This window comes from Breznakibacter xylanolyticus (assembly GCF_003254275.1).
In the GTDB taxonomy this organism is placed as follows: Bacteria; Bacteroidota; Bacteroidia; order Bacteroidales; family Marinilabiliaceae; genus Breznakibacter; species Breznakibacter xylanolyticus.
The window spans coordinates 236832-251831 of record NZ_QKZK01000001.1 but is presented as its reverse complement, the minus strand read 5'-3'; the positions used below and the strand labels follow the sequence as shown (position 1 = coordinate 251831).

Annotated in this window: 14 protein-coding genes; 4 read left to right on the top strand and 10 right to left on the bottom strand. The window is 45.0% G+C overall.

The window, feature by feature from the left end; genetic code table 11:
* Window positions 1-8 precede the first annotated feature (8 nt).
* The 5 genes from LX69_RS00955 to LX69_RS00935 form a co-directional block, all read right to left on the bottom strand.
* Window positions 9-842 carry a PASTA domain-containing protein gene (locus LX69_RS00955; protein WP_170124177.1) on the bottom strand — a complete coding sequence of 278 codons (834 nt, stop codon included), beginning with the start codon at window positions 840-842 and terminating at the stop codon, window positions 9-11.
* A gap of 321 nt (window positions 843-1163) precedes the next feature.
* The gene (gene rpmH / locus LX69_RS00950; protein WP_111443916.1) at window positions 1164-1322 is read right to left on the bottom strand and encodes a 50S ribosomal protein L34; all 159 of its coding nucleotides are present in this window, start codon (window positions 1320-1322) and stop codon (window positions 1164-1166) included.
* 126 nt (window positions 1323-1448) lie between these two features.
* Entirely contained in the window at window positions 1449-2099 is a 651-nt protein-coding gene (gene rsmG / locus LX69_RS00945; RefSeq protein ID WP_245934905.1) for a 16S rRNA (guanine(527)-N(7))-methyltransferase RsmG, read from the bottom strand.
* Complete coding sequence (locus tag LX69_RS00940) at window positions 2092-2700, bottom strand: RNA polymerase sigma factor (protein ID WP_111443915.1); 609 nt, start codon at window positions 2698-2700, stop codon at window positions 2092-2094. Before LX69_RS00940 ends, rsmG begins: the two co-directional genes overlap by 8 nt.
* Complete coding sequence (locus LX69_RS00935) at window positions 2691-3833, bottom strand: glycosyltransferase (RefSeq protein ID WP_111443914.1); 1143 nt, start codon at window positions 3831-3833, stop codon at window positions 2691-2693. Before LX69_RS00935 ends, LX69_RS00940 begins: the two co-directional genes overlap by 10 nt.
* Window positions 3834-3980: 147 nt before the next feature.
* On the opposite strand from LX69_RS00935, the gene tgt reads away from it, so the two are divergent.
* Both tgt and LX69_RS00925 read left to right on the top strand, forming a co-directional pair.
* Window positions 3981-5111 carry a tRNA guanosine(34) transglycosylase Tgt gene (gene tgt, locus LX69_RS00930; RefSeq protein WP_111443913.1) on the top strand — a complete coding sequence of 377 codons (1131 nt, stop codon included), beginning with the start codon at window positions 3981-3983 and terminating at the stop codon, window positions 5109-5111.
* A 46-nt stretch (window positions 5112-5157) separates the two neighbouring features.
* Window positions 5158-6267 (top strand): LptF/LptG family permease, encoded by a 1110-nt coding sequence (locus LX69_RS00925; protein ID WP_317046389.1) that lies wholly within the window; start codon window positions 5158-5160, stop codon window positions 6265-6267.
* An 8-nt stretch (window positions 6268-6275) separates the two neighbouring features.
* On the opposite strand, the gene LX69_RS00920 is transcribed toward LX69_RS00925, so the two are convergent.
* From LX69_RS00920 to LX69_RS00905, 4 genes are all read right to left on the bottom strand, one after another.
* Complete coding sequence (locus tag LX69_RS00920; RefSeq protein ID WP_111443912.1) at window positions 6276-7706, bottom strand: exopolysaccharide biosynthesis polyprenyl glycosylphosphotransferase; 1431 nt, start codon at window positions 7704-7706, stop codon at window positions 6276-6278.
* A 131-nt stretch (window positions 7707-7837) separates the two neighbouring features.
* Complete coding sequence (locus tag LX69_RS00915) at window positions 7838-8614, bottom strand: TPM domain-containing protein (RefSeq protein WP_111443911.1); 777 nt, start codon at window positions 8612-8614, stop codon at window positions 7838-7840.
* Window positions 8615-8653: 39 nt separating this feature from the next.
* Entirely contained in the window at window positions 8654-9091 is a 438-nt protein-coding gene (locus LX69_RS00910) for a TPM domain-containing protein (protein ID WP_111443910.1), read from the bottom strand.
* Between the two features lie 26 nt (window positions 9092-9117).
* Window positions 9118-9696, bottom strand: coding sequence for a LemA family protein (locus LX69_RS00905; RefSeq protein WP_111443909.1), 579 nt, complete (start codon window positions 9694-9696; stop codon window positions 9118-9120).
* A 375-nt stretch (window positions 9697-10071) separates the two neighbouring features.
* Here LX69_RS00905 and nfo point away from each other — a divergent pair, with 375 nt between their 5' ends.
* On the top strand, window positions 10072-10920 hold the full coding sequence (gene nfo / locus LX69_RS00900) for a deoxyribonuclease IV (protein WP_111443908.1): 849 nt from the start codon (window positions 10072-10074) through the stop codon (window positions 10918-10920).
* Between the two features lie 54 nt (window positions 10921-10974).
* Here nfo and LX69_RS00895 read toward each other — a convergent pair whose 3' ends face one another.
* A complete protein-coding gene (locus LX69_RS00895) occupies window positions 10975-11949 on the bottom strand; it encodes a M23 family metallopeptidase (protein ID WP_111443907.1) in 975 nt (324 codons plus the stop codon).
* A 275-nt stretch (window positions 11950-12224) separates the two neighbouring features.
* On the opposite strand from LX69_RS00895, the gene alaS reads away from it, so the two are divergent.
* Entirely contained in the window at window positions 12225-14852 is a 2628-nt protein-coding gene (gene alaS, locus LX69_RS00890; protein WP_111443906.1) for an alanine--tRNA ligase, read from the top strand.
* Window positions 14853-15000 lie beyond the last annotated feature (148 nt).

The window sequence follows — 15000 nt, the reverse complement described above, 5'->3', positions numbered from 1 at the left end:
ATTAATATTTAAAAAGAAACCTCTTCATCCTCATCAACAGCAGGAGCCGTCATTGCGGCCACACGCGAAGAATCTACAGTCACCCAAACATCTACGGAAGAGCCCACCTGAAGTTTCGTTCCCTGAGAAAAAACGGGACTCTGCTTCCACACAAAGGCATTCATCGAATCAGCCGTTGTGACCACAGAGGCATCATAAGCCACAATTCCCAAATTGAGCGACACACGCTGCAAATAAATGCGAACCTCATCGACCTTCAAATTAGTCAAATCAGGCAAATGAGTTCGTTCATCACTGAGCCCTTTACCGATTAACAAATCCACTTCGGCACCGCGCAAAAGAGGCGTGCCTGGCTCCACCGGTTTACCTTGAAAATGCTGACCTACAACCAAATTGGCATATTCAGAAGGAACGTAAATCAGTTTCCCTATTTTTAGTCCATACGATTCCAACATCACTTGAGCGTTGCGACTTGAATAATCAATCAGACGGGGCATCAACACCTTTTCAGGAGTCATGGCGTTAATGGTAAAAAATATGGTGCGATTACTTTTAACACGGGCACCAGCTTTTGGTGTTTGATCAACCACCACCCCCGGCAACACCCCCTTCACATGCACTGAATCAATCACCAGATAACGCAAATCATTATTGTCGATCACTTGAGCAAATTGATCCTCAGAGAGCCCAGTAAAATCAGGTACTTCACCGGACTGCCCATGACGTGTGTACAAACTGAGCGATAGAAAAGTCAACAATATCAAAACAAATAGCACAACAAGAGACAGTCCAAAGTGCTTCAGAAATTGCTTGCTGATTAAAAATTGAAAAAAATTCTTCATACGGAACAGATTAGCATTCAAGCCACAAAATTGCATTTCAACCCAAAATTATTGAAAATAATGAGATTCACGAAACCAGAGAGAAATTTGCCACATGAAACGAGTCAAGTATCACGTTTCAACACACGATAGCATGATTAACAAAACGCATTGTCTTATATCATGCGCTTTGATTCTCAAATCTTCACACTTCTTTAAACGCAAAACATCCCCCTGACGACCTACAAATGATGATTGCAAGTCAATCAAAACACAACAAACAGAAACATGCAAAAACGACAAAGAACCCTAATGGGTTCTTTGTCGTTAAGCAATATCACATTAAGCTTTATGCTTTGCTTCGCTTGATACAGTGAGTTTTTTACGCCCTTTAGCTCGTCTGGCAGCCAACACGCGGCGACCGTTAGCGGTGCTCATTCTTTCGCGAAAACCGTGCTTATTACGGCGTTTTCTGTTAGATGGTTGAAATGTCCTTTTCATCGTCGTACGTTTTTATCGTCGTTTATGTCTATAACTTCAAAATTGGACTGCAAAATTAGAGTTTTTTTTAAACCAACCCAATTTTTCAATCTTTTTTTTCAAGACATTACCATACTCAGGCAATCATCACAATGGTAAATGAATGAGCTTTTTAGTTTCAAAAAAAGGCTCTGTAAAATATTCTGTCAATGAAACCACAACCGCTCTTCGTCCAAAGGGTTTTAATTCAGCATCAAAATCACCTCCTTTTAAATAGAGAATTCCATTGGGCACCGCATTGTGCTGAACAGTATTGATAACATGACGAGAAAGGGCCACAAAATCAGGAAAAGCAGTCACAGCCCTACTGACCACAAAATCATACTTGCCGGTCAATTGCTCTACGCGCGCCTGCTCAGCAGTCACATTAGAGAGCCCCAGTGCATCGGCCACACCTTGCACCACCTTAATTTTTTTTCCAATGCTATCAACCAGATGAAATTGAACATCGGGAAACATAATCGCCAGCGGAATGCCGGGGAAACCGCCCCCGGTACCCACATCAAGTATCTGTGTTGATGCTGAAAAACGAATAAACTTGGCAATGCCCAACGAATGCAACACGTGATGCACCATCAACTGATCAATATCCTTGCGGGAAATGACGTTAATCTTTGCATTCCAGTCGATATACAATTGTAATAATTCGGCAAATTGATGTTGCTGTGTCGCAGAAAGGCCGGAAAAATAATGGTCAATAATGGTCATATACAAATTAGATACAATGGCATCAGTCAAATTTAACGCCGGTATTTTTAAGACTTTGAAACAACAATTCCCGGGCACGAAACAATTGAGCCTTGACAGTTCCAATAGGCAAATCTAATTCTTCGGCAATCTCTTCGTAACTGTATTCTTTAAAATACCGCAATTCGACCAAAACACGATAACGAGGCTTGAGTTTCTGAACAATGGTTCGCATCAACACTGCCTTCTGATCTTTAATCAAACTCTCTTCCGGATCGGGTGTTTCATCTTTGAGGTGAATGGTAGGTTCATTTTCACGGTCTTCGGAAATCCCTCCATCAATGGAAACGTAATTGGTACGCTTTTTTCGTAAAAAATCGATGCAATTATTGGACGCGATTTTAAACAACCACGTACTAAAGGCATAATTAGGAGAATACTGTTGGATGTTACGAAAGGCTTTTCCAAAAGCCTCGATGGTCAAATCTTCGGCATCGCTTTTATTATTGACCATTTTGAGCAACATAAAAAAAATGGCATCCCGATACCTTCCCATCAGCTCAGCAAATGCCTTTTGATCCCCGTCAACAGCTTTTTGAACGAGATCAAGATCATATTTTGCTTTATCCGAAAGATTAGGATTTATTTCCATTTGATTCGATTGGGGCGAAAATAATTCCGCACATAAATATAACCTAAGATAATGGGAATGATGAAATCAAACAACAAAGAAGACCAGTAAATTTTCCCTTCTTCAAGTTTTTTTGCTCCTTTCCCCAAAACAACAAGCTGGATGAGGAGTTTCACCAATAACAAACCAGCCCCGACAGCCGCAAAAGTATTAAAAATTACAGAGTAAAGCGCAATACCCCATAACAACTCGCGAGAAACCGGCTCACAGCTGAGAAGAAATTTGAATTTAGGCTGATATAAAGGAGCCGTTGACAAATGTCGAGCTTTTTGCATCATCCAATTACCCCAACTTGTCACCGGTTGCGATCGCATTTTACTGCCCGGGGCAACAACAACGGCCACATTGTCGGGCGTTGCTGCATCTCTGACAAATAAATCATCGTCACCTGATGCCAGATAAACATGACGTGAAAAACCACTATTGCGCTGAAACAGAGATTTGGTATAAGCCATGTTTCGGCCAACTCCCATGTATGCTTTCCCCATGAGCGCAAACCCAAGGTACTGCAACCCATTCCAAAACGTTTCGTAACGAACCCAGCAATTCAACATTCCCTTAAGACGTGCATAAGGAGAATAACCAACAACTAACTCTTTGCCTGGTGAGGCAAAGCCACTCATCATCAACCGAATCCAATGATCACTTTCGGGCATGCAATCGGCATCGGTAAACAGCAAATGCTCATATTTAGCAGCTTTAATGCCAATATTAACAGCCAACTTTTTTGAATGCAAAAAGCGTCGATCGACCGGAATTGTTGTGTAATACAAGTTGGGATAACTTATTTTCATTTGCGCCAACACCATGTCGGAATCATCGGTAGATGCATCGTTCACCACCACAACCTCGAACTGAGGATAATCCTGAGTAAGTATAATAGGCAGGAATTTACTGAGATTGGCGGCTTCGTTCTTAGCGCAAACCACCACCGACACAGCCGGCAAACGAGAGGAATGAACAGTAGGAAATGGGCGCGATACTTTCCTCATCACAATAAGGTAAAAAAGCACCTGCACCAGGCAGGCTGCTGCTCCTATAGATGCCAACACCCAACTGACGGAATTTTCAGGGATAAGCGAGATTGTTTCCAAGGGTTACAAATTTTGTCAAAAATGCGATTTTTTTGGAGGATTTAAAGATGATAAAAAGAAAAAAACGAAAACCTAAATTAAAATAATTGCAACCCCGTCTTCCACCACATTTTATATCTTTGTGAGCCATTTTTCAGGACAAAAAACATGACATTCCAATTACTTCACACCGATTCCGGCAGCAAAGCTCGTCACGGCCTCATTACCACCGCCCACGGGCAAATACCCACCCCCATTTTCATGCCTGTGGGAACCTTGGGATCGGTCAAAGGTGTGCATTTTAAAGAATTGCGCGAAGATATCAATGCTAAAATTATCTTGGGCAACACCTACCATTTATACTTGCGCCCCGGAACCGAGATCTTACATAAAGCAGGCGGCTTGCACCAATTCAACGGCTGGGATCGCCCAATTCTCACCGACAGCGGCGGCTATCAGGTATTCTCACTAAGCGAAAACCGCAAATTATCGGAAGAAGGGGCCATGTTTAGAAGTCACATCGATGGTTCAAAGCATTTTTTCACCCCCGAAAACGTGGTGGATATTCAACGCGTGATTGGCTCGGACATCATGATGGCCTTTGACGAATGTGCCCCGGGCGATGCCGATTATCAATACACCAAGAAGTCGATGGAACGCACCCATCGATGGTTAAAGCGCGGCTTAGAACGTTTCGACAGCACCGAAGCGCATTATGGGTACGAACAAACATTTTTCCCCATCGTTCAGGGGGGTGGTTACCGAGATTTGCGTATCCAGTCGGCCGAAACCATTGCTGCGCAAGGACGCCAGGGCAATGCCATTGGAGGATTGGCAGTGGGTGAACCCACCGAAGTAATGTACGAAATGGTGGAAGTGGTCAACAACATTCTGCCAACCGACAAGCCACGCTACCTAATGGGCGTTGGAACACCCGCCAACTTACTTGAAAACATTGCCTTAGGGGTAGATATGTTCGACTGCGTCATGCCCACACGCAACGGTCGCAACGGCATGATGTTCACCTCTGAAGGAATTATTAACATACGCAACGAAAAGTGGAAAGACGATTTTTCGCCCATCGACCCCAATGGAAAATCGTATGTTGACACGGCATATAGCAAAGCCTATCTTCGACATTTATTCATTGCAGGAGAAATGTTGGCTTCGCAAATCGCATCCATCCACAATTTGGCTTTTTATCTTTGGCTGGTTGAAGAAGCACGCAACCACATTGCCGCTGGCACATTTGCAGCCTGGAAAGCAATCATGGTTAAAAAAGTAGCCACTCGTTTGTAAACCATCATTGCATCGAAATTGCAGAAACCGAGATTTTTAGTTTGATTTGCACAGACAACCCATCAACGCCAATACATTGAGAAAATTAGACTTATACATCCTGCGTAAATTTCTGGGCACTTTTTTCTTTTCCCTCTTGCTGATCATGAGCATCGCGGTAGTTTTTGACTTCACCGAAAAAATTGATGATTTCATATCAAAGGGAGCTCCAATCAAGGCCATTGTATTTGACTATTACCTCAACTTCATCCCCTACTTTGCCAACCTGTTTACCCCCCTTTTCATTTTCATCTCCGTCATCTTTTTCACCTCCAAAATGGCCTATCAATCGGAAATTATTGCCATTTTATCCAGCGGTGTAAGCTTTCGACGCATGATGTTCCCCTACTTCCTGGGGGCATTGATCATTGGCTTGTTTTCATTCACATTGGGTGCTTTTGTAATTCCCAACGCCAACGTGACACGCTTGAAATTTGAAACCACCTATGTCAAAAACAAGCGAGAATCGGGATTGAGCAACTTGCACATGCAAATCTCCCCGGGAACTTTCATCTATTTGTACCGTTTTTATTCGCTCACCGAAACAGGCGATTTCTTCACCATCGAATCATTTGACGGCAAACGCCTTAAATCAAAACTCACCGCCCAAAGCATCGTGTACGACACCACCGATGGCAGCTGGATATTGAAGGACTACCTGATTCGCGATTTCAATGCTGACAACTCGATGAAAATCAGCAAGGGTGAAAAAATTGATTCAATGCTCAACCTGAAACCTTCTGACTTTAAAATAGAACGCAACTATTACGAAACCATGACCAATCCGCGCCTCAACGCTTACATTGACGAACAACGAAACCGGGGCGTAGGCAATATTGAAGAATTTGTGATAGAAAAATATAAGCGGATTGCATCACCTTTTTCGGCATTCATCCTCACGCTCATTGGAGTATCCCTGGCTTCACGCAAGACCAGGGGTGGCATGGGACTTCACATCGGAACGGGCATCGGATTGAGCTTTACCTACATCCTGTTCATGACCGTATCGACCACATTTGCCATCAGCGGAAGCATGAATTCGCTATTAGCTGTTTGGCTGCCCAATATCGTCTTCGCTTTTATTGGTTTATATCTCTATAAGAAAGCCCCCAAATAAATCTGACATTATTTTCCTTTGCCTGTCAACAAAATACGAAGGGTGTGAAGGATAATTTTGACATCCACCATCAGGGTCATATTTTCGAGGTAAAGAATGTCATATTCAGCACGTGAGATCATCTGCTCCACATTTTCGGCATAACCGTATTTCACCATCCCCCATGATGTAATGCCTGGCTTCACCCTCGACAGGTGCACAAAGTATGGAGCCTGATGAATGACCTTATCGAAGAAGTAGCGTCGTTCGGGACGAGGCCCCACTACCGACATATGTCCCATGAGCACATTTACAAACTGAGGTAATTCATCGATTCGCCATTTACGCATGATGCGCCCAACGGGAGTGATGCGCGGATCATGATCAGACGACAAAGCCGGTCCATCCTTTTCGGCATCCACATACATAGAACGGAACTTGATGATTTTAAACGGTTTTCGATTCTTCCCCAACCGAGTTTGAAAGTATAACACCGGGCCGGGCGATGTCATCTTAATCCCCAATACAATAATGGGAATCAAAGGCAATGCCAAAAGAATGGCAAGAACCGATATCGAATAATCCATCAGTATCTTCAAAACCATTTGCCATTCGGGCATCAACCGATTGTGGATGGTAATCAATGGGGTTCCGTGCAGATTCGTCATTTTTACAGCGCCTTCCAAAATGGCATTGATGTCGGGCAAAAAACGCAAAACCAGGTTGCGTTGCTTACCCACATTTAGGATATGCTGCACCAAACGAGAATCTTTGAATTCGAGTGCCAACACCACTTCATCGACCGGATAATTGGAAAGCAAACCATCCAATTCATCAACCATCCCCAAGCGAGGCAATTGCATTTCCGATTCACTCAAAGCCTTGCCATTTTCAACATCGACATACCCAACAAAATGATAACGAGCACCATCAATAAATTTGGACAATTCACTTTTAAGATTGAATGCACGTGTACTATTGCCAACGAGTATGGCATGTATGGCCAAATGACTTTTTCGCGTCAGATACTGAACCACAACATAATAAACTACCCTTGGTAAACCATAAAACAGAAACAAAAACGAAACTTGTGCCCATAAGAAATGCGCATAACCATACGAAAACAAATAATCGTTACGCAGGTAACAGAAAAAAATGAAAACGATTTCCCCAACAATCAAGACGCCAAGAAAAGTGGTCATATACAGCCCGATCCCCTTTTGCACAATCTGACGATAAAAGCCGGACAATGCAAAAAGCATCATCCAATAAAGGGTAAAAACGGACATTTCGGCAAAAAACGAGAGATTATTCAACCCCGACATGGATCCGGGAAATACCATATCGAGATAAGGATGCAAATGGCGAAGCATCAACATCATGCCCACACCTCCCATCAGGTCAAATATCAACAACAACAGCATCACCAGACGCCGGTTTATACGCTTGGGTGTTTTCATACTCCAAAAACGTTAGCAGATGTTAATAAGTATGTCACACGCCTAAGATTTTCAAATAAAAAAAGCCTGAAGTCTCCGGGGAGAACAACAGGCATCCTTCATTTCTGTATATCAAACAAATAACAATGACATTACCAACTCCCGCCGGCACCACCACCGCCAAAACCACCGCCGCCAAAACCGCCAAAGCCACCAGAACCGGAAGAAAAACTCCCAAAACTACCGCCCCGACTGCGAGATGAACCGGCAGCCATGCCGCCCAAAAGCATCCACAAAGGCAAATCGGAACCACGACTGCTATAGTGCCGCGTGGATGATTTACTTTTATTACCTAACACGAAAAACAAAACCACCAAAACGATGATCACGATTAATCCAACAGGGAAACTCTTCTTTTTTGCATATTCATCGGCGGTAAACTCGCCACGGGTCAGCTGCATGATGACAGTCACTGCCGATGCAATACCTCCATAATAATCGTTTTGACGAAAATGCGGAATCATTTCCAAATCGACAATTCGGTTGGCAATGGCATCAGGAACAGCCCCCTCCAAGCCATAACCCGTCGCAATAAAAGCGTGCCCCCTGTCTTTGCCATATTTTGGTTTTACCAAAATTAAAACCCCATTATTCTTCCCCTTTTGACCAATGCCCCATTTTTCCCCAAGCTGAAAAGCATAATTGGCAGCATCAGAACCATCGAGCGTTGAAACAGTTACCACAGCTATTTGCGTAGATGTTTCGGTAGAGAACTTCACCAACGCGTTTTCAATTTGTTGCACCTGTTCGGCAGTCATCACTCCGGCAAAATCATTAACCAACCGGGGTGGATTCGGGCGTTCCGGGATATTTTGTCCCATTACACCAACGGACAAGACGCACAGAACGACCAACATGAAATATTTCATACAATTACATTTTCGATTTAAAAACTGCGAATGCCCACGTCATGATTTTCCAAAGGAGATATCATCGGGTAATTCGTTGACATCATCGGACTGATAGGGAAAATGAGCTTTCAATTGCTGACCACTCATACGAATTCCCACAGCCAATCCACCTGCCAAGTCCCCTTTTTGGAAATAATATAAAAGTGTGCATTTAATGTCATCCCAAAAACCGGCAGGCACCTTGGCATTGATACCGGCATCGCCCAAAATGGCAAACTTATGATCGTCAACGGCCACATAAAACAAAACGCCATTGCGAAGCGCTGTTTTGTGCATCTTCAGCTTTTCAAACCAATAAGCTGCACGATCTAAAACATCTTCGGGACATTTTTTATCCAGATGTACACGTATTTCTCCCGAGGTGTCTTTTTCGGCCTCACGAATGGCACCGACAATGGTTTCCCGGTCGATTGTTGATAAATTAATCGCAGACATAAAAGTCAGTTATTTAGCATGATGTTTTAGAACTCAACCTTTGGGGCTTCTTTGGCTGCCTCGTCTGCCTTAAAAAACGGCTTCTTCTCAAATCCGAACCATCCGGAATAAATCACCTGAGGGAAACTCTTGATTTTAGTATTATACATCCGAACAGCTTCATTGAACTTGTTGCGCTCAACAGCAATGCGGTTTTCGGTTCCTTCGAGCTGAGCTTGTAAATCCATAAAGTTCTGGTTCGCTTTTAGGTCAGGATAATTTTCCATCACCACCATCAATCGCGACAAAGCTCCGGAAAGACCTTGTTGAGCCTGTTGAAAATTGGCCATATTCTCCTCAGTGAGATTATCGGCCGAGACATTGACGCTCGTTGCTTTGGCACGCGCCGAAATCACGGCATCAAGGGTCGACTTTTCATGCTCGGCATAGCCCTTCACCGTGTTTACCAAATTCGGAATCAAATCAGCACGACGCTGATACACATTCTCAACCTGCGCCCATTGCGCATCAACCCCTTCGGACAACTCTACCATTTTGTTATAACTGCAACTGGTGAAAAATGGCAGCAACATCAAGGCAAAAGCAATTTTTTTCAATGTTTTCATAGCATTCTGTTTTTTTTTAAGAAGTTCAAATTTATTAAAATAACACGATTATATCGAATATCGTTTAGTTAAGAGAAAAAGATGTCAGACTAAGAGACAGATGATGAGATGAAAACAGATGTTTAGATCCGTTCTCTTCGTCTCTTCAGTCTAATCTATCTGTCTTTAGTCTAGTCATCTTCTTGTCTCTTTTATGAATCGCACTAACTTAACGACATTGCGATTTAATCTCACAAAACCACAGATGATACCCTCAATAGCACTTAACGAGACAAAGGGCTCAACAAAAAAATGTGATTAGCTTTGCAGTAAACAACTCAACCGCAACGGTTGTTGTAACACAAATCATCGACCAACAATCAAAAAACTGACAACATGACAAATAAATACATTGGGGCACACGTGAGCGCCTCTGGCGGAGTTGAAAACGCCCCGCTCAATGCTCAATCCATAGAAGCCAACGCCTTTGCCTTATTCACCAAAAACCAACGGCAATGGGTTGCCAAACCCTTAACCCGCGAAAGCATTGACAGCTTTAAAGCAGGCATTGCCCGCGCCGGTATTCGCCCCGAATTCATCCTCCCCCACGACAGTTACCTCATCAACTTGGGTCATCCCGAACACGAAGGCCTTGAAAAGTCGCGTGCCGCCTTCCTCGATGAAATGCAACGCTGCGAACAACTGGGGCTTACCATGCTCAACTTTCACCCCGGCAGTCATCTCAATGCCATCAGCGAAGATGCATGTCTGGATGTTATCGCCGATTCCATTAACCGCGCCCTTGCAAAAACGGCCGGCGTAACAGCCGTGATTGAAAACACCGCAGGACAAGGCAGTAACGTGGGTTACTCGTTTGAACATTTGGCACGCATCATCGACCGAGTGGAAGATAAAACCCGCGTGGGCATATGCATCGACACCTGCCACGCCTATTCGGCCGGGTACGACATTCTGTCAGATGAGGGATACCAAACCACTTGGCAAAAGTTTGATGAAGTGGTAGGACGAAGTTACCTCAAAGCCATTCACCTCAACGACACGAAAAAAGCCTTGGGCAGTCGTGTCGACAGGCACGAAACCCTGGGTAACGGATTATTGGGCTACGCTTTTTTTGAACGATTTATCAACGATGAAAGGTTCAACAACATCCCCATCATACTTGAAACACCCGACGAATCGCGCTGGGCTGAAGAAATCAAGTGGTTACGACAAGCCATTAAGTAATTAAAAAGCCCCGTCTGCCAATGAGCAAACGGGGCTTTTTTATATCTGTGAACATTAATCGAAGGTCTGATTGGAATTGGACGAAATCTGAATCATCTTCTCATATTCGTCGGCAGTTAAATCTTCCTGGAAATAATAGTGCTGCGGGTTTTGCTTTTGGCCGCGCACATGCACTTCGTAATGCAAGTGAGGAGCCGTTGAGGTGCCGGTATTTCCTACCGCACCAATCACATCACCGCGATTGACTTTTTGCCCTACCTTTACATTAAAATCGTTTAAGTGCGCATAAAGGGTCTTATACCCAAACCCGTGATTAATGACAATGTGCTTGCCATAACCTATATTTGAAGACACCACTTCATCAACCACGCCATCGCCCGTGGCATACACATCAGTTCCCGTACTGGCTGTAAAGTCCATCCCCTCATGAAACTTCTTAATCTTATAAATAGGATGTATTCGCCATCCCCATCCCGAAGCGGTACGTTTTAAATCGGTATTGGAAATGGGCATGATGGACGGCGTGCAGCGCAACATTTCGTCCTTGTTTTTGGCCAAATCAATAATTTCGTCATACGACTTTGACTGCACATACAACTGTTTGAGCACAATATCTAACCGCTGCGCCGTATTGACCAGTAATTCAGAGTTACTCAGATTTTCAAGAGCCGAGTAACGATTTACCCCACCAAACCCGGCCATCCGGATCGAATTGGGAATGCTGTCGGCCATAAAAATTACACGATAAATATTTTCATCGCGCTGCTGCAAATCACCAAGAACCGTTTGCACTTGTTCCAGCTTTTTATCCATCACTTCAATCTGCGCCAACATTTGCATGTTTTCGCGCTGAAGACGCTTTTCTTTAGGACTGTCAAAAAATTCGTTATATCCTAAAAAGATGACAAACCCAATAACATTGCTTGAAAGACCAAAAAGAAATACGCGTTTGAGATAATATTTAAACCCAGTCTTAATGCGGTCGTAGCTCAGCGTCTCGGGATTGTATCGGTACTTTACCTTTGACATAGACTTCTGAATTAAGTAACTATAAAACGTTGTTTTTTATAGCAAGCAGGCCAAAATTAGTTAAATAATCCTACAAACCAACTCTTTTTTTGATAATCATAGCCATCTTACGGAACAAGATAACCCCAAAACAAAGGAATGCAAAGAGAAAAAACCTTTTCAGAAGCAATTCATCCATAATGGAAATGATTGTTTTTTTTGTGATATTTGCGACCAATTTTTTAAAGCGAAATTAATCATGCCCAAGGGCATCGCAATAGTACAATCTATCGACCATGAAAGCAGCAGAGGTTAGACAAAGTTTTCTCGATTTTTTTGCCAGCAAACAGCACCGCATTGTGCCATCGGCGCCCATGGTGGTCAAAAACGACCCCACCCTGATGTTTACCAACGCGGGGATGAATCAGTTTAAGGAAATATTTTTGGGCAACAGCCCCATTGTGGATAAACGCGTGGCCAACTCGCAAAAATGTTTGCGTGTATCGGGCAAACACAACGACCTGGAGGAAGTGGGTCATGACACCTACCACCACACCATGTTTGAGATGTTGGGCAACTGGTCGTTTGGTGACTACTTTAAGCAAGAAGCCATCGACTGGGCGTGGGAATACCTTACCGAAGTGCTCAAAATTGACAAGAGCCGACTGTATGCAACGGTTTTCGAAGGCTATGCCGGTGATGGTTTGGAGCGCGACAACGAAGCCTACAACATTTGGCTCAAACACCTGCCCGCCGACCACATCATCGATGGCAACAAAAAAGATAACTTTTGGGAGATGGGCGAATCGGGCCCATGTGGCCCTTGCTCCGAAATACACATTGACCTGCGCGATGACGATGAAATTGCCCTCAAACCCGGGCGTGAGCTGGTGAACAACGACCACCCTCAGGTCATCGAAATTTGGAACAACGTCTTCATTCAATACAACCGCAAAGCATCGGGCGAACTGGAGCAACTGCCCAGCAAGCACGTCGATACCGGTATGGGATTCGAGCGCCTGGTACGCGTGCTTCAGGGGAAAAAGTCGAACTACGACACCGATATCTTCACCCCCATCATTGCCGAACAAGAACGCCTGACCAATATTAAATACGGCAGCAGCACACAAACCGATGTGGCCATGCGCGTGGTTTCGGATCACATCCGCACCATTGCCTTTGCCATTGCCGATGGTCAATTGCCATCGAACAACAAAGCCGGTTACGTCATACGTCGTATTTTGCGCCGTGCCGTACGTTACGCTTACACGTTTTTGGGTTCACGCGAAAGTTACATGTATCGACTCATCCCCGCCCTGGTGGCCTGCATGGGCGATGCCTATCCCGAATTAAAAGCACAACAAGAGCTTATCACCAAGGTGATGAAAGAAGAAGAAGAGTCGTTTCTGCGCACGCTCGAAACCGGTATTTCACTCCTGAACAAGATCATTACCGAAACCCGTGCTAACGGCGGCAGTGAAGTGAGTGGCAAAGTGGCCTTTGAACTGTACGACACCTTTGGCTTTCCTCTGGATCTCACCGAACTGATTTTGAAAGAGAACGAACTCACCCTCAACCGCGGGGAGTTTGAAACCGAAATGGAAGCTCAAAAACAACGCGCCCGCAATGCCACCGCCATTCAAACCGACGACTGGGTGGTGCTTAAAGAAGACGAACAGGTCAAATTCATTGGCTACGACCATCTGCAGGCCGACATCATCATTACCCGCTACCGCAAAATCACAGCCAAAAACAAAGAACAATATCAACTGGTGTTTAACGTCACCCCATTTTATGCCGAAAGCGGCGGACAGGTGGGTGATACTGGAACCATTGCCAATGCCAACGAGCGCATCGACATCATTGATACAAAAAAAGAAAATAACCTCATTGTACACATTGCCAATGCGCTGCCCGAGAATCCGGCGGCCACATTCGTGGCCAAAGTGGATGCAGACAAACGACTGGCCATTGCCCGTCACCACTCGGTAACCCACCTGCTGCACAAGGCACTGCGCGAAATACTGGGCACGCACGTTGAGCAAAAAGGGTCACTGGTACATGCCGACCACCTGCGCTTCGATTTCAGCCACTTCCAAAAGGTCAACGAGGACGAAATTGTGGCCATCGAAAAACGCGTCAACCAACTCATTCGCGAAAACGCCCCGCTGCACGAAGGACGTGAAACACCCATCGAAAAAGCCCGCGAAATGGGAGCCATGGCACTGTTTGGCGAAAAATACGGCGACGTGGTGCGCACCATTGGCTTTGGCAACAGCGTTGAACTGTGTGGTGGAACCCACGTGCAAGCCACCGGACAAATCGGATACTTTAAAATCACCGGCGAATCGAGCATCTCGGCCGGCGTGCGTCGCATCGAGGCCGTGGCCGGGCACAAGGCCGAGGAGTTTGTGTACGGACAGGAAAACCTGCTGCGCGACCTCCATACCACCCTCAAAAATCCATCGAATCTCAAACGCAGCGTCGAAGTGCTGCAGGAAGAGAACAGCGCCCTGAGTCGCGAACTCGACCAACTGCGCAAACAGATGATTGCCGTTGAAAAACAAACACTCCTGGCCAAAGCGATGAACGTGAACGGCACCCGGGTGGTGGTGGCCAACATCGACCCCATGTATGCCGGCGTGCTGAAGGATTTCGCGTTTCAGCTGCGCGGCGATGCTGCCGATGTGGTAGCCGTGTTGGGCGTGATGGCCGGCGGAAACCCGCAAATCGCCGTCATCATAAGTGAAGAAACTGCACAAAAGCACGACCTCAACGCCTCACTCATCATTCGCGAAGCGGCCAAAGAAATACAGGGCGGTGGCGGCGGACAGCCTTTCTTTGCCACAGCAGGGGGTAAAAACCCGGCCGGACTTGACCAAGCACTGGCCAAAGCCGGGGAACTCATTAAGGCAAAACTGTAAGCACCACAGGATAAACTGATAAAAACGGAGACGCTAAGGCGCAAAGATCTCTCTTGGCAACAAGAAGCTTTGAGCTTTAGCGTCTTTGTTATTTTTTACCCGAAACTTATCAACACCCGCAAGGTGAATGCCGATAACTTATAACTTT

Coding starts and splice junctions, on each gene's coding strand:
- LX69_RS00940 (WP_111443915.1), bottom strand. CDS start 2,700: ATGGAAATAAATCCTAATCTTTCGGATAAAGCAAAATATGATCTTGAT.
- rpmH (WP_111443916.1), bottom strand. CDS start 1,322: ATGAAAAGGACATTTCAACCATCTAACAGAAAACGCCGTAATAAGCAC.
- tgt (WP_111443913.1), top strand. CDS start 3,981: ATGACATTCCAATTACTTCACACCGATTCCGGCAGCAAAGCTCGTCAC.
- LX69_RS00895 (WP_111443907.1), bottom strand. CDS start 11,949: ATGTCAAAGGTAAAGTACCGATACAATCCCGAGACGCTGAGCTACGAC.
- LX69_RS00920 (WP_111443912.1), bottom strand. CDS start 7,706: ATGAAAACACCCAAGCGTATAAACCGGCGTCTGGTGATGCTGTTGTTG.
- alaS (WP_111443906.1), top strand. CDS start 12,225: ATGAAAGCAGCAGAGGTTAGACAAAGTTTTCTCGATTTTTTTGCCAGC.
- nfo (WP_111443908.1), top strand. CDS start 10,072: ATGACAAATAAATACATTGGGGCACACGTGAGCGCCTCTGGCGGAGTT.
- LX69_RS00955 (WP_170124177.1), bottom strand. CDS start 842: ATGAAGAATTTTTTTCAATTTTTAATCAGCAAGCAATTTCTGAAGCAC.
- LX69_RS00910 (WP_111443910.1), bottom strand. CDS start 9,091: ATGTCTGCGATTAATTTATCAACAATCGACCGGGAAACCATTGTCGGT.
- LX69_RS00915 (WP_111443911.1), bottom strand. CDS start 8,614: ATGAAATATTTCATGTTGGTCGTTCTGTGCGTCTTGTCCGTTGGTGTA.
- LX69_RS00905 (WP_111443909.1), bottom strand. CDS start 9,696: ATGAAAACATTGAAAAAAATTGCTTTTGCCTTGATGTTGCTGCCATTT.